Raw genomic sequence first — 25,185 nt, 5'->3', positions numbered from 1 at the left:
CCGCCCCAACCGGGTGGGGGCTAGCCGGGCGGGGCCGGGAGGGGGTGGTGCGCGGCGGGGTCGAACGCGTCAAACCTGGACGAGCCCATCATGAAGATCCCGCGCTGGGGTATCCAGAAGTCGCCCAACCGGGTCTGCACCGGAAGTGCCTGCAGGGAGCCCAGGTCCTCGCCCTGCAGCGTCGCCTTGCTGCCGGAAATGAACCACATCCGCTTGGGGTTGGCCCGGAAACCCTGCCCGTTGGGGACCCGGCCAACCAGCCCTATCCTGCCGGCCTGCAGCGAGGGCCCGGCCACGGCTCCCATGACCCGCAAGAATGCCGGGCTACTCCACAGTTTCGCCGGCAGCGCGGACGCGAGCGCGGACATCGCCCGGGTGACCGGTGTGGCGGCGAGGCTGACTTCCCAGTGGAGGCCGACGTCGTCCGCTATATCCACCGTGAAGCGGTGGTCGTCGAGCCAGGCGACGTCGATCCGGTGGACCGACGTGGACTCCAGGGCGCTGCCGAAGTAGCGGGGGCAGGACACATCCGCGGGCACGTCCGTGTACATAATCCAGGAGCCCGAGGGGCGACGCATCCACACGGCGGTGTAGCCGGGACCCACTGAGGTGGCGGAAAACCGGCGCAGCGCGAGGAGGTAGCCGGAGCTGAACGGCTGGCCCATGATGCCGTAGCCGGTGAACCGCTCGTCCTCTCCTTCGGGGAGCCGGGAGTCGCGTTCCGCGGCGGTGATGATCGATCTGATGGATTCCATGGCGCCCTCCTAGGCCTGCCGGCGGTAGGTGGCCGCAACCACCTGGTACGGATCGTGGCCTGGCACCACGTTGTGCATGATGATGCGGCCGCCGTTGCCGTCGCCGGGTTCGATGTGGATCTGCCAGCCCCAGTCGGGTCCCTCCGGGGCGGGATAGGAGCCGGTCAGCCGGACCACGCCGTCGCCTCCGATGTTCCCGGACAGGGTGAGCCACTCCGGCCCCGAGTGGAACGAATCCACCCACACCGCCGTGGCGCCCGGTCCGGAAGAAGCGTCCGACGGCGGCGCCTCGCCCTCCGCCGTCGCGTCACCGCCTGCTCCGCCACGGGCCGACGGACCCGAGCCCAGGAGCAGCAGGCCGTTCTGCGGCTGGCCCTCGTGCGCCCACGTGTACTCGATGGTCACGAAGTCCTTTGCCGTCACCGCCACCGTGGCGGCGGACACTGATTCCTGGTACTCGTCCGTGGGCATGATCCGCATCCGGTTGTGGCCCTGCCAGGTCCCGGTGAACGGCGCCAAACATTCGACAATTTTCATACCGGAAGTCTGGCCCTGATCCGCCCGTGCCGCTAGGGGGCGCCGCCGGTCACGGCTCTGGCCGGTCCGGCTAGTCCTTGCGCCGCGCGGCGTCCCCCGCGGCGTCCGCTGCGGCCTCCGCTGCGGCGTCCCCCGGAGCGGCTTCTGCAGGTGCCGGCCGGGTGGTGTTCCAGATGGCCAGGAAATCGAGCTGTTCCTGGGCGTGGCTGCCGGGTTCGGCCGTGTACGCGATGAGGGTCAGGCCCTCGCCGGGGAGTTCGAGTGAGTCGCCGGTGAGTTCGATTTCGCCAATGAGGGGGTTGCGCAGGGTCTTGCGTGCCGTGCGGTGGAAGCGGACGTTATGGCGTGCCCAGCGGGTGGCGAATTCGTTGCTGCCCGTCGCGAGGTCGCCGATCAGGGCCTTGAGTTCCCGGTCGTGCGGGCTGCGTCCGGCCTCGGCGCGGAGCGCAGCAGCGAGGTCATCGGCCACGGTGTCCCATTCGCGGAAGAATTCCTGCGAGCGCGGGTCCAGGAACATGAACCGGGCGAGGTTCAGGGGCAGGGCCTCTGGCCGGAGGATGTCCCCGTACAGGGCGAAGCAAAGGCTGTTGGCGGCCAGGACGTCCATGCGGGAGTTGCGGACATAGGCCGGTGTGCCCGTCATCCCGGCCAGGATCCGTTCCACGCTCGGGCGCACTTTGGCCGAAGACCGGCGTGTTCCCGGCGCCCGTGACGGTTCGGACGCCCGGGCCAGGTCAAGCAGGTGGGCACGTTCAGCCTCGTCCAGCTGGAGGGTCCGCGCCAGGGCCTCGATGACGGATTCGGACACTCCTCGCAGGTTTCCCCGTTCAAGGCGGGCGTAGTATTCCGTGCTTACGCCGGCCAGCATGGCCACTTCCTCGCGTTTAAGTCCGGGAACCCGCCTGGCGCCTCCGTAAGACGGTATCCCGGCCTGTGCAGGTGTGATCCGTGACCGCCGGCTCGTGAGGAACTCGCGGACGTCCTTGCTGTTGTCCATGGCTACAACGCTACGACGCCGGGGCCCGGCCTAAGAGGAACTGCCAGTACACCTCACGCCAGTTACTCCCGCGCCCGCGCACGGAATGGTTCGCTGGAAGTCATCCCAACGGGGCCGGCCAACCCAGGAAAAGATACAGAATGAAACGTCTACTCATACCGTCCTCGGCGCTGCTCTGGGGGCTGCAGTTCGCCTTCCTGAGCCCGGCCCTCGCGCTCCTCCTGGTGGCGCTCTACAACGCAACGGCCGCGGAAGTGGGCTGGGTGCTCGCGGTGTCCAACGCCAGCGCGTTCGTTGCGTCCTGGCTGGTGCCCGCCTATGCCGACCGCAAGCAGAACTACCTTGCCCCCATGCTCGGCTGCGGAATCCTGACGCTGGCTCTGGCCGGACTGCTGGCGGCCACCACCTCGCTGCCGGTCGCCGTCGTCGGCCTGATTGTCCTGGGCGGTCCTGCCGGCGTGGGGTCATCGCTCCTTTTCGCCCATCTCAGGCATTCGGGCGCCAGCATTACGGATTCGATGAACACGCGGGCAATCGTGTCCTTCGCCTGGGTGGCGGGGCCGCCGCTGGCAACGTTCATCATGGGAACACTGGGCAACCGTGCAATCCTGCTGGCCATCGGGGCCGTGGCCGTTCTCAATATCGGCACCACGGCCGCCATGATCTCACGCCGGCAGCGGCGCCTCGAAGAGCGCGGGGCGTCGGCCGGCGGCGACGGTGACAGCCACCCCATGTCAACAGCAGCCATCGCAGCAGTCTTCGTTGGTTTCATTGCCCTGCACGCCGCGAACAGGTCGGCGGTTTCGATCATGAGCCTGTTCGTGACGCAAAAGCTTGGCTTGGATGTGATGTGGGCCGGAGTCATTCTCGGCGTATCCGCCGCCGCCGAGATCCCGGCCCTGCTCCTGATCGGGCGCCTGGGCCGCCGCTTCTCCAGCCGGGCGCTCCTCACTTCCGGGTGCGTTACCGGGATCGCGTACTACGCGGCCATGGCATTCGCTACAAGCCCTGCCGTCCTCGTTGCCCTGCAGGTCCTCAACGCCTGGTCGTTCGCCATGGTGGCGGGCGTGGGGCTGACATTGTTCCAGCAGATCATTCCGCGCCCCGGACTGGCGTCCGGCCTCTTCACCAATGCGGCGCGCCTCGGCGCCGTCGTCTCCGGGGCGGTCATCGGCCTGGGATCGACGACGGCGCTCGGCTATCAGGGCGTTTTCGCCGCCAGCGCGGCACTCACCGTTCTGGCAATGGTGATCCTCAGCGTGGCCGGGCGCACCACGGGCCGGCGCCGGGAGCCCGGCGGGGCAGAGCAGCCACAACCGGCCGGCGCCGCCCGCTAACACCGAGGCCCGCTAGGACCGCCGGCACTCCGCGCGGCTAGTAGTTCCGGCGGTGTTTGAGCCGCGGAATCGTGATGGCGAAGACGACGGCGGCGGCGAACCCCAGCACTCCGGTGGCCCAGACACCGGCCCCCAGTGAGACTGCGGCGGTGACGCCGGAGAGGAGGACCGGGCCGCCGGTGGCGCCGGCGTCGGCGATGAATCGCCAGAGTCCCAGGAACTGGCCGCGGCCGCGGTCCGGGGAGAAGTCGGCGCCGAGCGTCATGATCAGGCCGGAGCTGATGCCGTTGCCGAACCCGATCAGCAGGGCCGCCAGCAGCAGGCCCACGAAGCTGCCCGTCAGCGGGATGAGCATCAGGGCGGTTCCCATAATTACCGTGGACGGGATGGCCACCCATTGCCGGCCCTTGCGGTCCATGAGCTTGCCGGCCGGGTAGAACACCAGCATGTCGATCGCGCCGGAGAGTCCGTAGATCAGCGAGGCGTGGGTGGCGTCCATGCCCAGGTTGTCCGCCCACAGCGGGATGACCACCTGGCGGGAGGCGCGCAGGGCGCTGAGCAGCAGGATCCCGGCGCCCACGGTGAGGAACACGCCGGCGTGGGAGACGGCAATGCCGCGCATGGTGGGCTCCGGTCCGCGGTGGCCTTCGCCGGGACCCCCAACAGCAGGCAGGTCCGGGATGGTGACGGACAGGATGGCGGCCGCCGCCATGGCCGCCACGCCCACCCAGTACGCGCCGCTGATCCCGGCAAACTGCATCACGCCGGCGCCCACGAACGGGCCGATGAAGATGCCGATCCTGCTGACGCCGCCCAGCGTGGACAGGGCGCGGGCGCGGAAGGCCACCGGCACCGCCTCGGTCAGGTATTTCTGCCGGGCCAGGCTGAAAACGCTGGCGGCCATTCCGACGACGATCATCGCCACAGCGAGCAGCCACAGTCCGTCGGGAATCACCGAGGACAGCGCTGCCGCCGTCAGCGCCAGGGCACCGGCCGCGGCGGCGCCGACGATGGACCAGCGTTCGCCGAATTTGAGGGTGATGAGGGAGGCCGGCAGGTTGAAGAACCATGAGCCCAGGCCGATCAGCGTGACGATCAGCGCGGCCACCGCCACCGAGGCGCCGAGGTCGCGGGCGGAGAGCGCCACCACCGGCAGCACGGCTCCTTCCCCGATGCAGAACAGCAGCGCCGGTCCGAACGCGGGGACGGCAATGCTGCGGAGGCTGAAGGGTTTGGTGGCTTGTGCGGAGGTCATCCCTTTCATCCTATGCAGGCCCGGGCAATACCGGCGCGAAGCGGATCCGCCAGGACCCCCGGACCCCGGTCCGGGGGTCCTGGGCGCCCCCCAACGTCCCCTCCCGCAACGGCCCTTCCCGGGACTAGGATCAGGTATCGCCGGAAAACTTTCGGCGATACCCCGGTTAAGGACGACCCATGACATCGAAGTCCGCCAGCACGCGTGAACCTGCTGAACGGCCCACGGAGTTCACCGGCCGGCTGGCTGTCCGGCTCAGCGATCTTGCCCGGGAGCTGCAGCAGGAACAGGACACGGAAACGATCCTGCAGATCATTGTCCAGGCTGCCCTGGAATTGATCCCGCACGTCTCGGAAGCCTCCATCAGCCTGGTGACAGGCCGCCGCACGATCGACTCCCGGGCCGCCTCGGGTGAACTTCCTGTCAAAATTGACGCGCTGCAAAGCGAGATGGGCCAGGGTCCCTGCCTCGAGGCAGCCTACGACGAACGCATCGTACGCGTTCCCGACATGAGCAAGGACAAACGGTGGCCCGGCTTCGCGCAGGCGGCCTACGACCTTGGCGCCCGCAGCATGCTGTCCATCCAGCTCTTCGTTGAGGGGGACAAACTGGGTGCCTTGAACCTTTACGGCCAGGACGTGGACGTCTTCGACGAAGAATCGGAACAGATCGGACTCCTGGTGGCTGCCCACGCAGCCATCGCGTTCTCCGACGCCAAGGAAATCGCGCAGCTGACCCAGGCGTTGGACACCCGGGACCTGATCGGCCAGGCCAAGGGGATCCTGATGGAGAGGTTCAAAATCACGCCCCAACAGGCGTTCCTGGTGCTGACCAGGGCGAGCTCCGAAGCGAACATCAAGTTGCGGGACGTGGCCCAGCACCTCGCCAGCAGCGGGGAGTTTCCCACGCGCCGGAAGTGACCGGTGACCCTGCAGGGACCCTGGTCCGCAGTAAGGGCAACTCCCCGGCGGGTTATGCTGGTTACGGACCTTTCCCGGTCCCGGCTCAGCAGGGGGCATCTACCAGGACGCTTCATGTTCTGATGCAGAAGGTTTGCCCTCATGCCACGGAATCTCCCCCTCAATGAAACAACGTTCACACTGGCCCGTATCACAGGCCTGCTCCTGACACCGGAGAAGGTGGAGCGCGCCGTGCAGCTGCTCGCCGAGGGTGTCCGCGACGCCTTCCCGGGGTGCTCCGGCGCCGGAGTGTCACTGGTGGACGAACAGGGCGCCCTCTCCAGCGTGGGGTCCACGGACACCGTGGTGGTCAACGCGGACGCGGCGCAATACGACCTCGGCCAAGGGCCCTGCCTGCACTCCTGGGAGTCCCAGCGCACCGTCCTGGTCAACGACGCCGGAACTGACGACCGCTGGCCGCTCTGGTCCAAGGCCGCAATGGATCTTTCGATAAAGTCCGTGATCAGCGCGCCCCTGGTGGTAGCCAGCAGGTGCCTGGGGTCGTTGAAGGTCTACGCACCGCAGCCCGGCGCCTTTGACGGCACGGCAGCCCGGTCCCTGGAAAAGTTCGCCGTTCCCGCGGCTACACTGTTGGACCACATCCAGGGCCCCGACACCCCGCGCCGCTTCACGGACGTGGTTACCGCGGCGCTGTACGGCAGGGACACTACCCACCGTGCGCAGGGCATCCTGATGCAGCGGCATGGATTCAGCCCGGACCGCGCCCTTGAGGAACTGATGCATCTGTCCAGGTCCAGCAAACAATCTGTTGTCAGCGTCAGCGCGGAAATCCTCAAGATGTGTGCGCAACAGGAACCGGTGGGCCCGGCCTGGCAGTAGCCTGCAGCGCCTAGACGTACCCGTCCACAATCGCGGCCGCGATCTCCTTGTAGGCGCGCCGCGTCTCAGGCTTGAGCACATCCAGGGTGACCAGGTCGCCGTCGGCCACTCCGCGGTCGTGGGGAACGGCGATCAGCTGCCGGCAGATGCCGGAGAGGTGTTCCTCGATGGCGTCCTTGTCCACGCGGGAGGACACCTCGTCCTTGTCCGTGATCACCACGATGGCGTTGCGGGCCAGGTCCTCGTAGCCGTGGCTGGCGAGCCACTGCAGGGTGCTGCGGGCGCGCTTGGCGCCGCTCACCGCGTAGCCGGCGGCAATCACCAGGTTGTCCGCGGACTGCAGGATCCCGCTCATGGCGTTGTGCGTGACGCCGGTGCCGCAGTCGGTCAGGGCCACGGAGTAGTAGCCGGAAATGAGCTTGCGGATGCGGAGGTATTCCTCGGCCGTGAGCGAGTCGGACACTTCCGGGTCCTGCTCCCCCGCGATCAGGTGCAGGCGCCCGGCGTGGTGCATGTAGCGGGCCAGGGCGGTGAGCGAATCAACGGATTCGATGTTCTTGAGCAGGTCCGTGATGGTGCGCGGGCTGGACTGCTGGTAGATGCCTTCGCCGAGGGCGCGTTCCACGAGGTCGCCCGAGTCCGGGTTGGCGTCGATGGCGCAGGGGGCGTCGCCGCGGAATTCGGCGAGGGTCAGGCCCACGCCCACGGTGGTGGAGGTCTTGCCGATGCCGCCCTTGAGGCTGAGCACTGCGGTGTTGTAGCTGCCCTGCAGTTGGCGGGAGATGCGCCGGGCCAGTTCGTCTTCTTCGCGCTGACGGGGGCCGGGCCCCAGGTTGATGGCTCCGCCGGTCATGGCATAGAGGGCGCCGCGGAAGCCGCCGCGGGGGCGCGGTTTCTGTTCGCGGACAAAGGAACCTGGCGAGGTGATGAAGTCGGAGATGGGCGCGTCCGCGGCCGCCAGTTTGGCGGCCTGGCGGGAAACGTTCGACGGCGGCGCGCTGGGTTCGGCCGGGACGGCGCCCCTGCGGGAGGTGGCGGGCTGCGCGGCCGGCTGCGCAGGAACCGAGGCGGGAACCGAGGCCGGCACCGGGGCGGGAGTCGCCGCGGAAGTCTCCGGGGCACCCTCGGTTGTAGCTTCGGCTTCTGCCTGTGCGTCGGCGACGGCTGCCGCTTCGGCCCAGGAACTCCGCCGGGTGGGCGCGGTGCGGCTGTTGTTCGGGGTGGCAGCGGCTGGCATGGTTCCTGTCCGGGCGTCCGGAGAAGCGCCGGCCGGGCGACGGAGGTCACGGCGGCGGCGCGTCTGGGGCTGCCCTGCATTGTGTGCAGTGGCGCGTGCGTTCTTATCGGCCGATTCGGGCATGTTCGTCCCCCCAGGACATTCGGCAAAGCGTGCAACGGCTCTTTACGGCTTCGGTCAAAGAGCAATTCTAGGCGCAATAGGCCAAAAGTCCCCCACATTCCGGCGGAAGAGAGAAAGCGCACACAGTTGCTCCGACGGGGCGTGCGCTTTACATTGAGGCATGGCCAACTCTCCCGAGCACGAACGCGTCCTGGAACTTCAGGACCTCATTGTCGGCACCCAGAATGTCGCCGAGTTTTTGGAGCGGCTGTCCGTCATGGCGGCTGGTGCCCTGAGCCGCAACACCTCCGGCACCATTGAATGCGGGGTCACCCTGAAGCGCCGGCGAAGGACCTTTACCGTGGCCGGGAGCAGCCCGAAGGCGGTCCTCCTGGACGAGATCGAACAGCGCATCGGGGACGGCCCGTGCATCGAGGCGCTTAGGGTCAAGGAGCCGGTGCTGCTGGCCGACGTGGACAAGGATCCGCGCTGGCCGGAATACCGGAAAGCGCTGGCGGACGAGGGCTGCCGGGCTACGCTGGGTGTGCCGCTGGAGCTGGGCGAGGACGCGGCCGCGGCGCTGAACTTCTTCGCGTTCGAATCGGGCGTGTTTACGCCTGCCGTCATCCGGGAGGCGGTGGAGTTTGCCGATCTCGCCGGAGGCGCCGTGCGGCTGTCGGTGAAGCTGGGCACGGCGCAGTCGCTGGCGGACGACCTTGCCGCCGCGATGGAGAGCCGCACTTCCATCGACCTGGCGTGCGGTGTGATCATGGGCCAGAACCGCTGCACCCAGGCCGAGGCGATGGCCATCCTGACGAAGGTGTCCAGCAACCGCAACCAGAAGCTGCGCACAGTGGCCGAGGAGATGCTGGCCAACCTCGCCGGCGGCGACGTCCGGACCCACTTCGACGCGTAAGCAGGACCCGGGGCGGGAACCCCGCCTGACCAATCACCCGGCGGCCACTCCCCCGCCCGTAAGCCTCTCAGCCAGCCCGGAGAGCAGGATGCTGATGCCCTCGTCCAGTTCCGCCTCGCCGTCGTAATCCGCCAGCACGGGCGCGAGCTCGCGCAGGTGGGGGAAGTCGCGGGCCGGGAGCCGGTGCAGGCCCAGCCGGAGCAGGGCCACATTTTCTTCCGGGTCCACGATGTATTCCTGGAGTTCGTTCAGGATGTGGCCGTAGAGGAAGCCGTAATAGGCGCGGTAAACGTGGAGGGCATCGTTCGCCTCAAACCCCGCCTCGATCAGCAGTCCCAGGATCTGTTCCAGCGGGCGCAGCGTCCCCAGCGGCCGCAGACCCAGCGGCGTGGACAGCGGGCGCGTCACCAGCAGCGGCACAACGTTGGGGTGGCGGAGTGCCAGGAGCCGGAGGTCGTGGGCGATCCTGCGGAGCTGCGCCTGCCAGTCGGGGTCCTGCGGAAAGATCGCCAGCTCGTTGAGGACAAGTTCGGTGATCCCGTCCAGCAGGTCGGCGCGGTTGGCGGCGTAGCGGTAGAGGCCCATCGGGTCCCGGTCGAGCGCCTGGCCCAGCCGCCGCATGCTCAGGGCCTCGAGCCCTTCGGAGTCCACCAGCTCGAGCGCTGTCTTGAGGACTTCCTCCCGGTTCAGCCGTCTTTTGGAATCGGTATCCTGCGGGGCTGGCATGGTGGTTGGTCCTTAGCTCGGGATGGGACGGGATGGGCGCATTCGGATGTTCACTCTTGCTTAACCCGTAGTCTACGCCTAGTGTCTACAGTGTAGATGTCTCCGCAGGGAATAGTGCCAGACTTCCGGATTCACCTCGTCACTGCTGCTAATCCAGGGCGTGAGCAACCTCAGGCCTTGTGCAGTGATCTGAGGTGCAGCTGCTGTAGCCGAACGGCGGCACATGATGCACGGTACGGAAGAGAGCCAACCATGGGCGTTTCAAAGATTGACCGTTTTCTCAGTGAAGCCACCGCTCCGGACCAGGACGGCGGCGCGTCGCTCAGGAAAGACCAGCTCTACGGGCTGTACACCAGCTGGTGCATGCTCAACCAGTTCATCCCGGCATCCGCCGGGGACTTCTGGTCGGAGATGAAGACCCGCAGGATCAGGTCCACGGACAGCCGCCTGCGCATGACCGGGGCCGCCGCCGCGGACTACATCCTGGCCACCCGCCCGGTTCTGGTCTAGCGGCCGCAGGTCCGGTAGAAGCACGACGACGAGAGGCCGGTTCGCGGTCAGCCTTGGGGGCTGACCGGGGAGCCGGCCTTTTTCGCGCCTACCGGGGCAGCGCCTTCATCCCCTTCCTCGTGATCGAGGACCGCTGGCCGCAGCTGGAGCACGTGATGCGGTACGCGCGGGACATGGTGAACACCGGGATGAAGAAGAGCGTGAACTTGGACGCCCGTTCTTCGAGGTACTGCTCGACGTACTGGCCGCAGTAGCGGCACGCGGAACGCCTCCCGGGCAACGCCCGCAGGACGGTTTTGAGGCCGAAGAGTAGAAGCATCTCTGCCTTTCTGGGTTTCTCGACCCGGGTGGCGAAACACCCAATTCATCAGGGTGCTTACGATCTAATAGTAATCATGCTTAGTATTGGGATGAGGTTTCACACAACAACCCGTCACCGTGCCCCCCAGCCGCGGTCTCCCGGAAGGCAGGCAACACGCACATGGCTTTGGCCCAGCAGAACAGAGCGGCGGGATGGTCCACCCACCGCTTATTGTCGACGGCGGCGCGGCTGGACGAGCGCCGAATCAACCGGCGGCTGGTTGGGCTGGGACTCACGAAGTCGTCCTTCGACGCCCTTGATTGCGTGGAGGAGCTGGGCCCTGCCACCCAGAACTGCCTGGCCGACGAGCTCGGTATCACCGCCCAGAGCCTGGGCAAGATCCTGGACCGGCTGAAGGAGCTGGGCCTCCTCACCAAGGAACGCGGCGCGGGTGACGGCAGGAGCCGCAGCGTCAGGCTGACGCCCAGGGGACGGTCCGTGCTGCGGACGGCCGAAGAGCTGGTGCGTGGCCTCCCCCGGCCCGAGCGCGACGTCGAGGTGGACCTGCGCCGGCATCTTGAACAGCACATCGCGCACCTCACGGAGACGCAGCAAACAGACTCCCGGCAGACCCAGGTCCAGTCCCGGGCTTAGGCACTTTTACCTGTTACAAGAGTTACCAGAGTGACAGAAATAAAGTTGAGTTAATCTTGAGCTTTCCTTGGCTGCCGCTTGAGTGTGCTCCCGGAGACTCGATCTATCGGAGCCGGACAGGCCCCGAAGGTCTGCGGATAAGCCGCACAAGTTCAAGGGGAACTGCAATGAGCAAAGTAGCTGGACGCAAAAAGCGCATCATCATCACCACCGCAGCCATGGTGGCAATCGGCGGCGGTGCGGCCTTCGCCTACTGGTCCGCCGTCGGCGTCGGCACCGGCTCCTCGACCGCCGGCCAGACCGTGGCGTTCAAGGTCCTCAGCAGCCCCGCCACCGGCGAGGCCCTGAGCCCCGGCGGCCCCGTCCAGACCGTTGCCTTCACGGTCAAGAACGAAAACACCGGCGCGCAGAACCTGGCCAGCGTTACCGCCAAGGTTGCCAAGGCTGACGGTACGGACTGGGTTTCCGGAACCTGCTCGGCCACCGACTTCACGGTCACCGCGCCCTCAATCACCCTGGGCCAGCTCGCACCGGGCGCTACTGCCTCCGGCACGGTCACTGTTCAGATGGTCAACAAGGCCGCCAACCAGGACGATTGCCAGGGCGTCACGGTACCGCTGTACTTCGAAGCAAAGTGAAGGGATAGCGCGCTGACGCTCCTCCTCAATACCGCAACGTTCATTCCCCAATGGTGAACGTGGCACCCCCCACCACCCCCTGAGCCAATGTCGAGAAGGTGCGTATGTCCGGCAGGCGCAACCCCAGCTCCCCCGAAAGCCCCCGCGGCTTCCGGCGGGGGCTGGTGTTGTTTCCGCGCCTGATCCGTCGCGGCGCGGCCGCCTGCCTCGCACTGCTCCTTGCAGTACTTTTGGGCGCTCCGGCGGCGTACGCTTCCTGGTCGGCAATCGGAAAGGGAAGTACGACGGCGGCGGCCGCCACCCTGGCACCGCCCACCAATGTGACCGTCCCGTCGAGCAGCAACTCGAATGTGCCGGTCTCCTGGACCGGATCAGCCGGGACGCCCGCAGCGACGGGCTACTACGTCACCCGCGTCGCCGGCACCAGCACCGCCCCTGCCTGCGGCAGCAGCCCCGCCGCCCTCATCACCGGCACCAGCTGCACGGACTCTTCTGTTCCTGCCGGCACGCAGCAGTACGTCGTCACGGCGGTGTACCGCTCCTGGACTGCAACGGGCCTGCGCAGTGGCATGGTGACCGTCAGCAGCGCCAACTACTTCACCTTCGCTGTCCAGCCTGCGGCCATCGCCGCGGCCGGATCACCGCTGCCATCCGTCACGGTGGAGCTGCGCACCGCGTCGGGGACCAAACTGGCCACTGCCGGCGTGCAGGTGACCATCGGAATCGGCAACAACCCTGGCGGCGGAACGCTCTCCGGCTCGCTGACGGCCACCACCAACAGCCTGGGTGAGGCCACGTTCAGCGGCCTGTCCATTAACAAAGCCGGCACCGGCTACACGCTCACGGCGTCCAGCCCCGGCGTTTCCGGCGCCGTGAGCTCACCCTTCACCGTCACGGCAGCGGCCCCCGCCCAGCTTGTGGTCACGGGTCCGTCCTCGGGCACCGCCTCCGCAACAGCGGTTATCGGCCCCTTTGCCGTCCAGCGGCTGGACGCCTACGGGAACCCGGTGACCGCCGGCAGCACCGACGTCACCCTGGCCTCAAACTCCACCGGAACCAAGGTGTTTGCCGCGACGTCCGGCGGCGCAACCGTCACGAAGGTGACCATCCCGGCAGGGTCCGCATCGGCGTCGTTCTTCTATGGCGACACCAAAGCCGGACCGCACAGCCTCACGGCGGGCAGCAGCGGACTGACCGGGGCAACGGCAGCGGTCATGGTTTCGCCGGCCGCGGCGTTCAAGCTGGCCTTCGATGCCGCAACAATCGCACCGGTCAAGAACACCATCATCGATCCCCCGGTCACCGTCAGCATCCTGGACACCTTCGGCAACCTGACGGCCGGCACGGCGACGGTTACGGTGTCGTCCCAGTGCAATCTGAAGGGAACACTGAGCGTCTCCGCCGCAGCGGGGGTGGCAACGTTCTCGAACCTGGCGTTCTACGGCACCGGATCCGGCTGCACCATGGTGGCCACCGGAACAGCACTCCAGCAAGCGACCAGCAACGCCTTCACCTACGGGTGACCTGGCCTGCGGGCCGGCTGAGGCTCCTGTTCGTGGAACTTTGTCGTTGAGTGAACCCGTTGCCGCTGCCGCGGATTAGGCGCGGAACAGGGCCGCTGCCACCACGCCCGCGGTGAGCACCAGGAGCACGCCGAGCAGAAGGTAGCCGCGCCATTTGGGGCCGGAGCGGTGGGGGTTGATATCTACGTAGGGCATTACCGGCGGACCTTAACGGGAACAGGCTTCGCTGCCGCGCCGCGCTTGAGGCGGAGCATCAGGTACAAAGCGGAAAACGGAATGAACAGGGTTCCCATCAATGCGCACAGCGCAAAGACATAATCGGTCAGGGCCACGGAATTACCTCCAGGATGCGTCGTTGCACTCGAGGCTGGCACGCTACGTGGAAAGCTCTTAACGGCCGGCAACGAACGGTGGGATCCCCCATGTCGGATCGGTCATCACCCTACGTGGGCCGCGGCACATTTGTCCAACGCAGTAAAGCGGCACAAACTCCGTCAAACCCATGCCGGATTTATGCCGTGCGGTGGCGCGCTCAGCGCTGCAGCGCCATAAGCACCACCGCGGCCGTGGCCACGGCCAGGGCAGCCAGCCCCACGTTGGCCAGCACACGGAGGCGCCGCCTCCGCAGTTCGCGTCGCGAGTCCCGCGCGGTCAGTCCCTTCACGTAATTCCCCATGCCGGCGATAGTACGCCCACAATGTTTCCGGGAAACCAAGTCAAGCGGATTGTGACGCCGGCTTTATAACGACCAGCCTTTTGCGTCCCGCAGGGGCGGCGGGAAAGTGGTCCGGGTTTCCGGGGGCATATTCTGCTGGTCCAGCCAGGATCGGACGGGGTACGGATCATCAGCGACGATGTTCCTCGCCACAAAGCGGCGGAACGCTTCCTTGATGGCTCTAATCATGCACTTACGCTACGGGCGGCCAACTCCTCTAGACAGAGTGGTCTGTACTCGTCTTTTACGGCTCTCACCACTCGTTTATGGCAGTAACCGGTACTTGTTTCTTCCATCTGTCCACCAAATGCGTTAGTGCCCGTTTGAGGAACTCATAAAGCGCGAAAAATGCCGGGAAATAAACATTTGCGCACGCCCTAGCGCCGCTTTCCGGCGGAGGAGCATACTTTTAACGCCGCCCCAATCGATGGATGATTTCCACCCGGGCGGCCCATCACCGGCAGTGCCCATCGGGCCGGCCGGCATCCTGGCGAAGCGGAGTGTCCCGCACCCCTGCTTCGCGTCCCTTACCGAACAATGCAATCTCGGGTCTCAGAGGGTTGGAAGAAAAATGAGGAATCGCAGCACAACAGGACTGATGTCCATGGTGGCCGCGGCCGTCCTGGCCGTGGGGCTGGCCCCCGGGGCCGCCGTCGCGCACGAAGGCTCAGGGCACGGCGGCGGCTCGGACAAGAGTGATGACTGGAAGAACAACTCCGAGCAGCGCAGGCTGGTGAAGACACTGCGGAATGTCACTGACGATTACCGCTGGCTGGATAACGCAATCGATGACGGGTACAAGAAGATCACCGAATGCATCGAGAAGGACGGCGTCGGGGCCATGGGTTTCCATTACGCCAAGGAGTCACTGATCGATGACAAGACGCAGGCCCGCAAGCCGGAGATTCTTGTGTACATGCCCAACGACAGCGGCCGCATGAAGCTGGTGGCCGTGGAGTTCCTGTCCACGGCAGCGGTGCGGCCGGAGATCGCCGGCCTGGACTTCGACGACGGGCCCTTCCCGGGTTCCTTCGCCCTGCACGCCTGGGTATGGAAGGACAATCCGGACGGCATGTTTGCGGCCTACAACCCTGACCATAGCTGCCCGAAATAACGGAACAACGCGTGAGGGGGTGACCGGCAATCACCCCTTCGCGGTGACCAGGGCCTTCTGCAGGAGGGGAACCAGCTTGGTGTTCCGGCCCCAGACGGGGTCGAAGATCTGCAGTTCCCAGCACTCGGCCAGGGATTTGGCGAGGGTCTCGTTGGTCCAGTCCGTGTAGGTCTCGTGGGCGTAGGAGGGCCCGCCGGAGCTCCCCAGCCAGGTGAACTCCCTGGCGCCGTCGAGCGTCACGCAGATCTGTCCGGTGCCCGATTCGCCCGGAGGGAACACCAGCACCACCAGATCCGTTTCCACCAGCACTGAGGAAATAATGCCTGCCGACTGCTCGGTGCAGCGGCCGGTCACAAAGGCGCGCTGGCCGTGTCCGCTGGACATCTCGCTCCCGGGCTGGGAATCGTCCGTGAGGAAGCCAAGCCGGTTGATCGCGGCCAGGGCCTCGCTCATGGGGCCGTTCTCTCCGGCGTACTGCGGCGCGGCATAACCGGGCACGTAGCGGAGGGAACCCTCAAGCCAGCGTGCAGTCAGTTCGCAAGCGCCTTCGAGCGTGGTGCAGTTCCGCCACGCGTCCTCATCGGGGACACCTTCAAACATGCAACTATCTCCTTAAAGTTCCCCCAGTAGTCACATGCAGAATGTATCACTGCTCACACTCGCTATGCTCTGTCACTTGCGTAACACAACGGCGCGCAGGGGCCTCCCGTCAGGGCTGCACTTTGTAGCGGTACATGAACGCCGCCATCTGGTCCCGGAGGATGGAGGCTGCCGGCCGGAAAGTCGTGGACCCGTCCTCTTCAGTCCAGCCGTTGCTGATGCCCTCCTTGGCCAGCCAAGAGATCTCCTTGTAGAAGTTGTGCGTGACGGGGATGTCCGCAAACGGGGACGTCGTTTCCGGGACGAACCCGGGGGCATCCGGGTGCAGGTAGACATAGTGGCGGTACAGGAAGGCTGCCATCTGGTCCCGGTTCACAGTGGACGCCGGGCGGAACGTCCACGAGTGATCGGCCTCCTCCCAGCCCTTGCTGATGCCCTGCTTGGCCAGCCAGGAAATCTCCTTATAGAAGTGGTGCGTCGTGGGCACGTCGGCGAACGGCGACTCCGCCGGCGGCACAAAGTCCGCCGGGCTGCCTGCCAGCCGGAACAGGAAGGCCGCCATCTGGTCGCGGTTCACCTGCTCTGCCGGGCGGAAGACGCGGGTGCCGTCGGACAGTGTCCAGCCTTCCGTTATGCCCTTAAGCCCCAGCCAGTCGATCTCGGTGTGGAACGCTGACGCGGACGTGATGTCGTTGAACACCACGGGGCTGAAGGTGAAGGTCCAGCTGGAGGCCTGGCCGGCCACCAGGGCGTAACCGGCGGTGGCCCGGGAGGTCACGGAGACGGTGCCGGTGCCGGCGTAGATTCCGGCGGGAACCACGTTCCCCGCCACCAGGTACTCCACGCCGGTGGCCGAGGGCACCGTGTAGGTGTCGTTGAGGGCGCCGATCTTGTCCGTGAACTGCACCGGGGCCGGAACCGCACCCGTGGCCACGGTGGCTGTGGAAGCGCTGGTCCGCTGCGCGGACACGTAGGCGTCTTTAGTACCCGTGACACGGACCGCGAGGGTCTTTCCCTTGTCGTCCGCGGTCACGGTGTAGGTGCTGGCCGTGGCGCCGGAGATGGAAGCGCCGGCGCGAAGCCACTGGTAGGACAGCGCCACCGGGGCCGGCTGCCACACGCCCGGGTTCGCGGTCAGGGTGCCGCCCACAATGGCCTGCCCGGTGATGACGGGGTCATAGGGCGCCGTCACAGTGGCGGGCGCCACCGCGGCCGTGGGCGCGGAGGTCAAGGAGACGCTCGCCCCGAAGAACCGGCTCCCTGTCACTGTGACGGTCAGGGTGGTGCCAACGTCCGCGGGCTGCAGCTGGTAGCCCACTGCCTGCGCTCCCGGGATGGGGGTGCCGTTCCGCTTCCACTGGTAGGAGTAGGTGATGTCGCTGGGCGTCCAGTTCTGGACGACGGCGGACAGGTAGTTCCCGACGACGGCCTGGCCGCTGATGGTGGGGGTGGTCCCGGTGATGGTCCGGTCCGGCTGGAAGTTCAGCGCCGCCGTGGCGTCCAGCGCTCCGCTGCCGCAGCCTTTGGTGCCGCAGGCCCAGGAATAGTTTTTGGCGGTGGATTTCATCCGGGTTTCGACGTTGGCCGGGGTGGCCAGGTCCCCCAGCCGGGACATGAGCAGCGCAGCGAGCCCTGAGGCGTGCGGGGCCGCCATGGAGGTTCCTTCCGAGGCTGCGTAGGCTTCGGAAACCACGGGCGTGGTGGTGCCGAAGTTGAATGCCACCGCGATTCCGTCCTGCGACGTCTGGGTCATATCCCCGCCCGGTGCCGCGACGTCAACGGTGGATCCGTAGTTGGAGTACGGCGCCAGATAACCTCCGCGGCTGACGGCGGCCACGGAGATCACGTTCTGGCAGTTTGCGGGGCTTGACGAGGAAGCCAGCATGTTCTCGTTGCCGGCTGCGGCCACCACTGCTGCCCCCGTGCCGTAGGCGAAGTCCACGGCATTCTGGAACGTGGCCGAGCAGGGCTGGGTGGCGCCCAGGCTCAGGTTGATCACGCGGGCCGGGGTGGGGTTGGAAGGCAGGCCTGCGATGCTTCCGCCGGCGGCCCAGATGATGCCGTCAGTGATGTCGGAGAGGTAGCCGCCGCAGGGGCCCAGGGCACGGACCGGCAGGATCTTGGCCTCGGGGGCGACCCCCGCCAGGCCCATGCCGTTGTTCGTGGTGGCGGCAATGATTCCGGCCACCTGGGTGCCGTGCCAGGAGGACGGGCTGGCCGGGATGCCGTCCCCGCACATGCCGGCCGCGGTCCAGTCGCCTTCATCGCGGGGATTGGCGTCCCGGCCGTTGGAGTCGCGGGAGTAGGCGGGATCGGACATCATGTCGTACCCGGGGAGCACGCTGGCGTTCAGGTCGGGATGGCTGGTGATCCCCGTGTCCACCACGGCCACCACCACGCCGGCGCCCTTGGTGGCCGTCCAGGCACCCGGGAGCCTCATTCCGCCGGAGGCGTCCCCCAGTGCCCACTGCTGCGGGTAGAGGGGGTCGTTCGGAGTGGCGGCCGGGTACATCCTGCTGTCCGGTTCGGCGTATTCGACGGCGGGGTCCGCCTTCAGGGCGGCCAGCGCCTTTTCGGTTTCAGCAGTATCGAGGGAGCGGCTGGCGCGCAGGACGCGGGCCCCAGCTGCCGTCCCGCGGATGTCGGACACGGGAACGCCGACTTCCCGGGCAACAGCGGTGGAGGATTCTTTGCGCAGGGCGGACCCGGCGGCGGCTGAGTCCTTGAACTTCACAATGAACTGGTCCGTGGCGGCAACGCTGCCGGCAGCCGCATGAGCCGGCGCCGGCGCCGCGGGAAGCACGGGCGCGTCAGCGGCAACAGCCGGGACCGGGAGCGACGAGGCACACAGCAGTGCAACTACACCGGGTATCAGGAGACGGGAAGACAGCCGGGTGCGCAGAGCGTGCAACATCGCGAAATCCTAGGGGCCAGGCGTCGACCCCCCAGGAGCCGGACCGCGGGAAATAGAGACCGCGAAATCCGCGTCAAGCACGAGTGTAACAACGTGTTTGTTTATTTCTAGGCCTGCGGCCCCACCGGTTTTTAGTGGTGTGCCTGGGTTTCCTGCAGCCGCTTGATGAACCAGCGGGACTGCTCGGGTCCGTAGGGCAGCACCGGGGAAATAATGGCTGCCGACTGCTCGGTGCAGCGGCCGGTCACGAAGGCGCGCTGCCCGTGGCCGCTGGACATCTCGCTCCCGGGCTGGGAATCGTCCGTGAGGAAGCCAAGCCGGTTGATCGCGGCCAGGGCCTCGCTCATGGGGCCGTTCTCTCCGGCGTACTGTGGCGCGGCATAACCGGGCACGTAGCGGAGGGAACCCTCAAGCCAGCGTGGAGTCAGTTCGCAAGCGCCTTCGAGCGTGGTGCGGTTCCGCCACGCGTCCTCATCGGGGACACCTTCAAACAGGCAACTATCTCCTTAAAGTTCCCCCAGTAGTCACATGCAGAATGTATCACTGCTCACACTCGCTAGGCTCTGTCGCTTGCGTAACACAACGGCGCGCAGGGACCATCCGTCAGGGCTGCACTTTGTAGCGGTACATGAACGCCGCCATCTGGTCCCGGAGGATGGAGGCTGCCGGCCGGAAAGTCTTGGACCCGTCCTCTTCAGTCCAGCCGTTGCTGATGCCCTGCTTGGCCAGCCAGGAGATCTCCTTGTAGAAGTTGTGCGTGACGGGGATGTCGGCGAACGGCGACTCCGCCGGCGGAACATAGTCCTTCGGGCTGCGGCCAGCCGGAACAGGAAGGCCGCCATGTGGTCCTGATGAAAAGCTCACTCGACTACAACAAGGTCGCCTACAGGGGTAACGCGTTCTTCGTCATGACCGGTCGGCACGTTGAAACCAAGGGCAACGGCTCAGCGGGAACCACATGGACCGGCGCGGAAGGGCATTTCCAGCACACCGGGGCAGTGGCCCGCTCCGTGTTCAATGGTGTCCGCTTCGTCATCACCGGGGCGCATACCGAGCTACTCGAGCCGTGGAACGGTGACGGCGACTTCATTGATGAAACCTCGCTGGACGCCTTTGTCTTCAACCAGCCGACATTCAGTTGGGGCACGGATGGGCCTGGTCGGCCTCGTTCGCCAGCCGTCTCGCGGTCTTCCCGCATAAGCCTTACGTCAACGAGGCTAACGGGCGCCGGGGATCAAGCCGGGGGATTTTCCGTGGGGTTGGCACCACCGACTTGCGCCCGTACTTCGGCGCATCAGTTGTGCCAGGCCGGACTCAGACAGCAGCGCTGCCCACAGTTGTCCCGTCAGTATCTGCAGGCGACGCGATGTCAAGGGTGCGGAAATCTTCGCCGACCAGTCCGGAACGAAGCCCATCTCGGCAGTGATCTGGGCTGCGCCGGCCACGGCAGCAGGGAACAACAACGCGATCTTCAAGGTTCCGGTCTACGTCGGCAGAATGTTCCTCGCGGACATCCGGGCGGACATCACCGTGACGGGATCCGACTCGCAGCGCGTTGGATACATCAACTTCAAAGCGCAGAACGGCGTCACCTTCATGTCCGCAGAAGCGGCCATGACGCTGACAACGGTTCCGACCGGGACCAACACGGGCCTGTCACTGCTGCCCACCTGCTCGCAGCTCAAGGTTCCTGCAGGGACGCACTACGCGGAGATCGAACTCCAGCTCACGAAGATCCGCAACGGCGACTCGATCACCTTGTACCACCCGCAAGTGAACGTGGTGTAGGTTCCAACTCAGGCTCTGGAGTCCTCACTTGGGTGAGACTCCAGAGCGCGAGGATCGTGTAGCAGGCGAAAGCGATGGACTGGTTGCCGCCCCATGGGGAGAAGAACAGGTCCCAGATACCGTGGAGCGACGCGAATACGACGATGGGCATCATGGCGCCGTTTACGCGGATTATGGCGAGCACGAGCACTGCCAGGATGGCCACTGGCAACAGCACGCCGAGGACTCCGCCTTCGACCCACGCAGTAAAGAAGATGGAGTGAAGGGACACGCGGTGCCCGGCGCGGATCCAGACCGGCAGGTACATGGCCGGGTTGTGCATACCTAAGAAGTCCGCGACCCGGACGCCTTCCGCCAGTGTGATCGGATCGAGGCTCTGAACGTTGCCCCAGCCAAATAGTGGCTCTCGCATGATCATGGCAATGGACAAGGGCGATTCAGTGCGTCCGCCGAGGATCGCCGGTGTGTCATCGAGCGTCTGGCCGATGGTGCGCTGCTGAATCTCCAAGCCGAAGTACCCGGCCTTCATGGCCGACGGTAGGACTTCGGACAGAACGTAGACGATGATCCCGCCGACAATAGCTCGCATAGGCCGCCCCTTGCGTGGGCCGCCCTTCACGTAGATTGCGACCGCCGAGAGCATGCAGACCAAGCCCATTGATCTGTAGTCCCAGAAGATGCTGGCGATACCAACCAGGATGAGCATTGGGATAAGCATTGGCTTGGCGCGGGAGTTCATGAAGATGTAAACCAGAACTGTTCCCACGGGGTAGGCGATGCCGTACTTCCAAAGGTCATCGAACCCACCAAGCGTGTTTTCAGGCCGGGCGATCAAGTAGTACAGCAATTGCCCGAACGTGAACCATGCCAGGAGTTGCGCCGCTTCGATCTTGCTCGTGGTGATCCGGCTGAAGGCGAACAGGAAGATAGCGAACGACAGCGACTGCCCAACGTTCGAGTCCGGGATTTCAACGCCCTTGAACACGCAGACCAGTACGAAGGACGCCGAGCCGATCCCAGCAAACAGGAGGATTCGCTTCAGCCCGGCAGGAGCCTTGGTAGCGCTACGAAGCGGAAGCGTCGCCAGTGCGAGTATGAAGCCGAAGGGCATGGCCGTTCCAAGCATTGGAACGTTCGAGGCAAGTGCCACCAGACGACGGAAACCCAGCTTGTGATGTAGAGGCTGCTTATCACTTTGCGACAGGGTAGGTACTGGGATTCGACTTGCCTGCCTCACCGGGTGGCCCCCGCAGCTGACCGCTGCCTAGCCGGCGCAGCGCCAGCCGAACGCTTTGTCTTCAGCTTGAGCGCGGGCTTCTCCACCGATAGGAAGCTCGCAAAGGCAAGGGGCAGTGTGCATACGATGCTCAGCGTCACATACACCAAGGGCCCCAGTGCGTGAGCCCCGGCCAGGACTAGCAACTGCTGGACCGGAAAGGCGTACAGGTATGTCCCATAAGATATGTCCGTCTTGCTTCCGATGTGCCTCACCATCTTCGGCATGGAATTCCCAAGGTACATCATCAAATAGGCCGTCGGCAGGGCCGTCAGTGAGCGTCCGAAATCAAGAGCGCTGGCGGCTACGATAGCGACTGCCGCAAGTGCTGCGAGGCTCGCGAGCGACGGTATTTTCTCGGCGTAGGCGTAGAGCGCGGCGCCGGCGACGAAGAACGGAACCAGCAGGCCGAGCTCCCCAACGATTCCGCCGGTACCTCGTAGATCGATGACAACGCTGACCGCGGTCGCAGCGACAAGCGCAATCGGGAACAGGGCTACTGTCGTTCGAGCCTTCCTCCCCAGCAGTACGAGGCCGATCACGACGTAGCAGGCAAATTCGTAGCGCAAGGTCCAGAGGGAGCCGTTCCAGGCTTCCGGGTAAGGCGCCCCCGCCAGGGTCGTTCCGATATCACCGCCGCCAGCTTTGATCATCAGCGCGTTGCTGACCAGAAACTTCAGTCCGTCGAGCAGTGTCCACGAGCCGCGGAAGGCGCCTGCTAAGCCAGCTGCTGCGAAAGCTGTGAAGACCAGGCAGACCCAGTACCCCGGGAAAATTCGCAAGACCCGGCTCCACATGTACGTGCCCAGTCCGGACTGAAAACGACTGCGCGTAATGAGGTAGCCACTGATTGCAAAGAAACCACCAACAGCGAAATGGCCGAGGCTAAGATCGCCCACTGCCGGGTCTGGACCAAATCCGCCGATTGGAAATGAATGTGACACGATCACGAGAACCGCCAGCAAAATTCTGATCAGATTCAGGGCGTTGTCCCGCGTGATTTCTAGCGTTCTCATGTTTCCCCAGTCATTTCGTGGCCCGCCCATTCCACGCACCCATCCCGCTATCGTACTCGCCGTGCACTACGGTTCGGCTACTTCCCTTGCGTCAGGAATGCCACCAAAGGCCACAGGATCAAGAGCACTACCAAGTGAGCGCCCATCCAGCGCTCGGGCTTATCCTCGGTCCGCCGAGTATCGTCTTCGCGTCGAGCGGCGAACCAGCTTGAAACGTGGTCGATCAGCCCAATGCGAGTCCCCTAAGGAAGAGTTGCAAGTATGCCCATAGTGTATCGGCTGACATAAGTTGCGTCACATTATGGGTGGCACCACGGCCGCAACAACATTTCGTCGGGTAAGGGATGCTGTAACACAGGTAGCAACAGGTAACATGCGTCACAAAGACGGGTATATGCCACTGTCGTTTACGCAGTAGCTACGCAGGTACCTTCTAGCCATGAACGGCAAGAAGAGTAACAATGCAGTGTCCCCCCAGGGCGGGAACGCCGCGGTGAAGCGCCGGGGACTTCTCCGGATTGGCACCCTCATGACGGCATTCACTAGCGCTTCCGCTATCTCAGCTTTCAGTAACACTGGGGCTCAAGCGGCTCCGGGGGATAAAACCTCTCAAAGTTATGTGCCTACCGCCGAAAAGGGCGTTGCATTAGGCGTCGCAACGTTGGACTCTGCGTCCAAAATTCCGCCTGCGCAACTTCCAGACCTTTCTTCCACCGTTGCCATTAAGGGCCTCGAGAGCTCCAAGGTGGATAAGGCGGGGACAGGATGCGTCTACGCGACCGACTATGGGGTGACCGCAGACGGCACAAGCGACGACACCGTCGCTCTCCAGGCATTCGTAACATATATATGCAGTAATGCGAGAGTCGGAATCCTCCCGGCCGGGACGATAAAGCTCACCACCAAGATTGATTTCCCGCAAAGGCCAGGGTGGCAGCTGCGGGGCGCTGGCTCAGAAAAAACCATCATCTTGCAGGCCGCGGATAACGTCCCGATCTTCGATATCGGCGCAACGTCGGGGCCGGCTGTTCACACTTTCTTGATCCAAGACATACGCTTCACCTTCGCCAACATACAACCGCCGACTAACACGAATGCCAACCCCATCGTGTTCAGCAAGGAAGCCTATTGGGGGACGTTCAGCCGACTCGTCTTCGTGAGGGGGTTCTATGCCTTCAAGGTGAACAACGCGGTTGGTGGACCATGGGGTTCAGTATGGGACGGGATTCGCTGCGGATCGGAAATGACCGGCGGCGTAATGAACTGGTCGCTGTGCATTAACGGCGTACCGAACAATCACTTCGGGCGCATCTTCCTAGACGGGTCCAACATGCTCGGACCAATCTTCTGGGTCCGAGGTTACAACTTCACCATTGACACCATCGAGTTCGCCGCTGTTCACCAAGGCGCCCAACTGCTGGTACTCGATCCATCGTCACGTGTAGAGGTCTGCACCCTGAAGCTGGAAAACGGCACCTACGGACCCGGCTTCAACGGCAAGGCGCTGGTGGAGCTAAAGGGAAATGCCTACATGAATCTCGGCAACTTCCACATGGGCGGCAACAACATGGTCATGAACATGACCGGCGCCAAGTGCTACATGTTCGCCGTTAACAGCGGTGCAGGCGGCGGCGGGTACCTCCGCGCCGAGTTCGTTGACGCTCAATGGACTTCAAGGGCCGGCAATTCCTACGTCGCTTCGCCAGGCACCCTCGCCCGCGGCATTGATATCGGGGGGACACTTCTCTCACTCTGGGATATTACGGATTCCTCTTCGTCAACAACGCAGAACCGAACTCGCATCCTGTCCGCGATGAACGGCCGAATAAGCCTGGACAGAGGTGACGCCGACGTCACCCTGTCAGTCGGCAACGACAACATACAAATGTTCAACACACCGCTCACCGCGCCCCGCGTCGTCACGCTGCCCAGTGTGGGTGCCGCGTTCAATGGCCTCGAATACACCATCGTCTCCGACGGAGCCGTGAACGGGGCCAACATCCTGACAGTCAAGTCCGGCGAAACTCCGCTCGCTACCCTAGCGGTGGATAACACTTCCATGCGCATAGGCTTCCGACGAACCAACACCCGCGACTGGGTCGTGATCCCTAAGTAACTGTCATACCCCAGATCGAAGGACCGAAAGACCGGGACCGTTCCCCAAACTTAGGCGCCGCTCGGATTGTTTCCAGTTAGGCGGGCGAACCCGAGGGGGTTCGTGACTACCGACGCGCAACGTAACATTAGGTGTTCTGGAGATTCGGGACAGACTGTTTTCAGACCCAATTGCAGGGATACCTTTTACTCCCCTCCCGGCCGGTACCACCCGAAAGACGTCGGCCCCTATCGCTCGTGGGCTCCCATGGAATCTCCTGCAACCGCTGAGCTATCTCGACGCCCCGCGCTTGACCCCTCGGTGAGAAGGGAACGATAGACCGGCCTGGCGAACCCCGCCACGAGCGAGCAATGGCACGA

The 25,185-nt window shown here is 65.0% G+C and carries 27 protein-coding genes; 11 read left to right on the top strand and 16 right to left on the bottom strand.

Features of this window, described 5'->3' with window-relative positions:
- Positions 1-20 precede the first annotated feature (20 nt).
- The 3 genes from ACFVWT_RS01655 to ACFVWT_RS01645 all read right to left on the bottom strand — a co-directional run bounded on the left by ACFVWT_RS01655 (position 21) and on the right by ACFVWT_RS01645 (position 2,289).
- Positions 21-755, bottom strand: coding sequence for a hypothetical protein (locus ACFVWT_RS01655; protein ID WP_390244657.1), 735 nt, complete (start codon positions 753-755; stop codon positions 21-23).
- Between the two features lie 9 nt (positions 756-764).
- Complete coding sequence (locus ACFVWT_RS01650) at positions 765-1,292, bottom strand: DUF1579 domain-containing protein (RefSeq protein ID WP_390244655.1); 528 nt, start codon at positions 1,290-1,292, stop codon at positions 765-767.
- A gap of 70 nt (positions 1,293-1,362) precedes the next feature.
- Positions 1,363-2,289 (bottom strand): helix-turn-helix transcriptional regulator, encoded by a 927-nt coding sequence (locus ACFVWT_RS01645; RefSeq protein ID WP_390244653.1) that lies wholly within the window; start codon positions 2,287-2,289, stop codon positions 1,363-1,365.
- Positions 2,290-2,429: 140 nt separating this feature from the next.
- Between ACFVWT_RS01645 and ACFVWT_RS01640 the strand changes: the two genes are divergently transcribed.
- A complete protein-coding gene (locus ACFVWT_RS01640) occupies positions 2,430-3,626 on the top strand; it encodes an MFS transporter (protein ID WP_390244651.1) in 1,197 nt (398 codons plus the stop codon).
- A 37-nt stretch (positions 3,627-3,663) separates the two neighbouring features.
- Here the strand turns inward: ACFVWT_RS01640 and ACFVWT_RS01635 are convergent, their stop codons facing one another.
- A complete protein-coding gene (locus ACFVWT_RS01635; RefSeq protein WP_390244649.1) occupies positions 3,664-4,881 on the bottom strand; it encodes an MFS transporter in 1,218 nt (405 codons plus the stop codon).
- Positions 4,882-5,060: 179 nt separating this feature from the next.
- Between ACFVWT_RS01635 and ACFVWT_RS01630 the strand changes: the two genes are divergently transcribed.
- Both ACFVWT_RS01630 and ACFVWT_RS01625 read left to right on the top strand, forming a co-directional pair.
- Positions 5,061-5,801 (top strand): GAF and ANTAR domain-containing protein, encoded by a 741-nt coding sequence (locus ACFVWT_RS01630; protein WP_390244647.1) that lies wholly within the window; start codon positions 5,061-5,063, stop codon positions 5,799-5,801.
- 141 nt (positions 5,802-5,942) lie between these two features.
- Positions 5,943-6,680: a GAF domain-containing protein gene (locus ACFVWT_RS01625; protein WP_390244645.1), complete on the top strand. Its 738-nt coding sequence runs from the start codon at positions 5,943-5,945 to the stop codon at positions 6,678-6,680.
- 10 nt (positions 6,681-6,690) lie between these two features.
- On the opposite strand, the gene ACFVWT_RS01620 is transcribed toward ACFVWT_RS01625, so the two are convergent.
- Positions 6,691-8,040 (bottom strand): MinD/ParA family protein, encoded by a 1,350-nt coding sequence (locus tag ACFVWT_RS01620; protein WP_390244643.1) that lies wholly within the window; start codon positions 8,038-8,040, stop codon positions 6,691-6,693.
- A 160-nt stretch (positions 8,041-8,200) separates the two neighbouring features.
- On the opposite strand from ACFVWT_RS01620, the gene ACFVWT_RS01615 reads away from it, so the two are divergent.
- Positions 8,201-8,935: a GAF and ANTAR domain-containing protein gene (locus ACFVWT_RS01615; protein ID WP_390244641.1), complete on the top strand. Its 735-nt coding sequence runs from the start codon at positions 8,201-8,203 to the stop codon at positions 8,933-8,935.
- A 33-nt stretch (positions 8,936-8,968) separates the two neighbouring features.
- Here ACFVWT_RS01615 and ACFVWT_RS01610 read toward each other — a convergent pair whose 3' ends face one another.
- Positions 8,969-9,661, bottom strand: a complete 693-nt coding sequence (locus ACFVWT_RS01610) for a TetR/AcrR family transcriptional regulator C-terminal domain-containing protein (RefSeq protein WP_390244639.1) — start codon at positions 9,659-9,661, stop codon at positions 8,969-8,971.
- Between the two features lie 252 nt (positions 9,662-9,913).
- Here ACFVWT_RS01610 and ACFVWT_RS01605 point away from each other — a divergent pair, with 252 nt between their 5' ends.
- Positions 9,914-10,171, top strand: coding sequence for a hypothetical protein (locus ACFVWT_RS01605; protein ID WP_390244637.1), 258 nt, complete (start codon positions 9,914-9,916; stop codon positions 10,169-10,171).
- Positions 10,172-10,259: 88 nt separating this feature from the next.
- On the opposite strand, the gene ACFVWT_RS01600 is transcribed toward ACFVWT_RS01605, so the two are convergent.
- Positions 10,260-10,490, bottom strand: coding sequence for a zinc-ribbon domain-containing protein (locus ACFVWT_RS01600; RefSeq protein ID WP_390244635.1), 231 nt, complete (start codon positions 10,488-10,490; stop codon positions 10,260-10,262).
- A gap of 162 nt (positions 10,491-10,652) precedes the next feature.
- Here ACFVWT_RS01600 and ACFVWT_RS01595 point away from each other — a divergent pair, with 162 nt between their 5' ends.
- From ACFVWT_RS01595 to ACFVWT_RS01585, 3 genes are all read left to right on the top strand, one after another.
- Positions 10,653-11,126: a MarR family winged helix-turn-helix transcriptional regulator gene (locus ACFVWT_RS01595; protein ID WP_390244633.1), complete on the top strand. Its 474-nt coding sequence runs from the start codon at positions 10,653-10,655 to the stop codon at positions 11,124-11,126.
- Between the two features lie 167 nt (positions 11,127-11,293).
- Positions 11,294-11,764, top strand: a complete 471-nt coding sequence (locus ACFVWT_RS01590; RefSeq protein ID WP_390244631.1) for a hypothetical protein — start codon at positions 11,294-11,296, stop codon at positions 11,762-11,764.
- Positions 11,765-11,868: 104 nt separating this feature from the next.
- Positions 11,869-13,287 carry a hypothetical protein gene (locus tag ACFVWT_RS01585; protein WP_390244629.1) on the top strand — a complete coding sequence of 473 codons (1,419 nt, stop codon included), beginning with the start codon at positions 11,869-11,871 and terminating at the stop codon, positions 13,285-13,287.
- A 194-nt stretch (positions 13,288-13,481) separates the two neighbouring features.
- Here the strand turns inward: ACFVWT_RS01585 and ACFVWT_RS01580 are convergent, their stop codons facing one another.
- The 3 genes from ACFVWT_RS01580 to ACFVWT_RS01570 all read right to left on the bottom strand — a co-directional run bounded on the left by ACFVWT_RS01580 (position 13,482) and on the right by ACFVWT_RS01570 (position 14,191).
- A complete protein-coding gene (locus ACFVWT_RS01580; RefSeq protein ID WP_156810687.1) occupies positions 13,482-13,619 on the bottom strand; it encodes a hypothetical protein in 138 nt (45 codons plus the stop codon).
- A gap of 200 nt (positions 13,620-13,819) precedes the next feature.
- Entirely contained in the window at positions 13,820-13,963 is a 144-nt protein-coding gene (locus ACFVWT_RS01575) for a hypothetical protein (protein ID WP_390244627.1), read from the bottom strand.
- Between the two features lie 63 nt (positions 13,964-14,026).
- Complete coding sequence (locus tag ACFVWT_RS01570; RefSeq protein WP_390244625.1) at positions 14,027-14,191, bottom strand: hypothetical protein; 165 nt, start codon at positions 14,189-14,191, stop codon at positions 14,027-14,029.
- Positions 14,192-14,573: 382 nt separating this feature from the next.
- Here ACFVWT_RS01570 and ACFVWT_RS01565 point away from each other — a divergent pair, with 382 nt between their 5' ends.
- Positions 14,574-15,116, top strand: coding sequence for a hypothetical protein (locus ACFVWT_RS01565; protein WP_390244623.1), 543 nt, complete (start codon positions 14,574-14,576; stop codon positions 15,114-15,116).
- Between the two features lie 30 nt (positions 15,117-15,146).
- Here ACFVWT_RS01565 and ACFVWT_RS01560 read toward each other — a convergent pair whose 3' ends face one another.
- The 4 genes from ACFVWT_RS01560 to ACFVWT_RS01545 form a co-directional block, all read right to left on the bottom strand.
- On the bottom strand, positions 15,147-15,716 hold the full coding sequence (locus ACFVWT_RS01560; protein ID WP_390244621.1) for a DUF6919 domain-containing protein: 570 nt from the start codon (positions 15,714-15,716) through the stop codon (positions 15,147-15,149).
- 109 nt (positions 15,717-15,825) lie between these two features.
- Entirely contained in the window at positions 15,826-18,630 is a 2,805-nt protein-coding gene (locus ACFVWT_RS01555) for a S8 family serine peptidase (RefSeq protein WP_390244619.1), read from the bottom strand.
- 131 nt (positions 18,631-18,761) lie between these two features.
- Positions 18,762-19,124: a DUF6919 domain-containing protein gene (locus tag ACFVWT_RS01550; RefSeq protein ID WP_390247031.1), complete on the bottom strand. Its 363-nt coding sequence runs from the start codon at positions 19,122-19,124 to the stop codon at positions 18,762-18,764.
- Positions 19,125-19,233: 109 nt separating this feature from the next.
- Positions 19,234-19,494 carry an S-layer homology domain-containing protein gene (locus ACFVWT_RS01545; RefSeq protein ID WP_390244617.1) on the bottom strand — a complete coding sequence of 87 codons (261 nt, stop codon included), beginning with the start codon at positions 19,492-19,494 and terminating at the stop codon, positions 19,234-19,236.
- A 558-nt stretch (positions 19,495-20,052) separates the two neighbouring features.
- Here ACFVWT_RS01545 and ACFVWT_RS01540 point away from each other — a divergent pair.
- The gene (locus ACFVWT_RS01540) at positions 20,053-20,418 is read left to right on the top strand and encodes a hypothetical protein (protein ID WP_390244615.1); all 366 of its coding nucleotides are present in this window, start codon (positions 20,053-20,055) and stop codon (positions 20,416-20,418) included.
- Here ACFVWT_RS01540 and ACFVWT_RS01535 read toward each other — a convergent pair.
- Both ACFVWT_RS01535 and ACFVWT_RS01530 read right to left on the bottom strand, forming a co-directional pair.
- Complete coding sequence (locus ACFVWT_RS01535) at positions 20,384-21,568, bottom strand: hypothetical protein (protein ID WP_390244613.1); 1,185 nt, start codon at positions 21,566-21,568, stop codon at positions 20,384-20,386. The two genes, ACFVWT_RS01540 and ACFVWT_RS01535, sit on opposite strands and share 35 nt — an antisense overlap.
- Before the next feature lie 83 nt (positions 21,569-21,651).
- Positions 21,652-22,710 (bottom strand): acyltransferase family protein, encoded by a 1,059-nt coding sequence (locus tag ACFVWT_RS01530; RefSeq protein ID WP_390244611.1) that lies wholly within the window; start codon positions 22,708-22,710, stop codon positions 21,652-21,654.
- Between the two features lie 439 nt (positions 22,711-23,149).
- Between ACFVWT_RS01530 and ACFVWT_RS01525 the strand changes: the two genes are divergently transcribed.
- Positions 23,150-24,826: a hypothetical protein gene (locus ACFVWT_RS01525; RefSeq protein WP_390244609.1), complete on the top strand. Its 1,677-nt coding sequence runs from the start codon at positions 23,150-23,152 to the stop codon at positions 24,824-24,826.
- The last annotated feature ends 359 nt before the right edge of the window (positions 24,827-25,185 follow it).

The organism is Arthrobacter sp. NPDC058288 (assembly GCF_042880995.1).
GTDB lineage: Bacteria > Actinomycetota > Actinomycetes > Actinomycetales > Micrococcaceae > Arthrobacter.
Note: the sequence above shows the minus strand (reverse complement) of the source record. Positions and strands in the feature narration are given on the sequence as shown.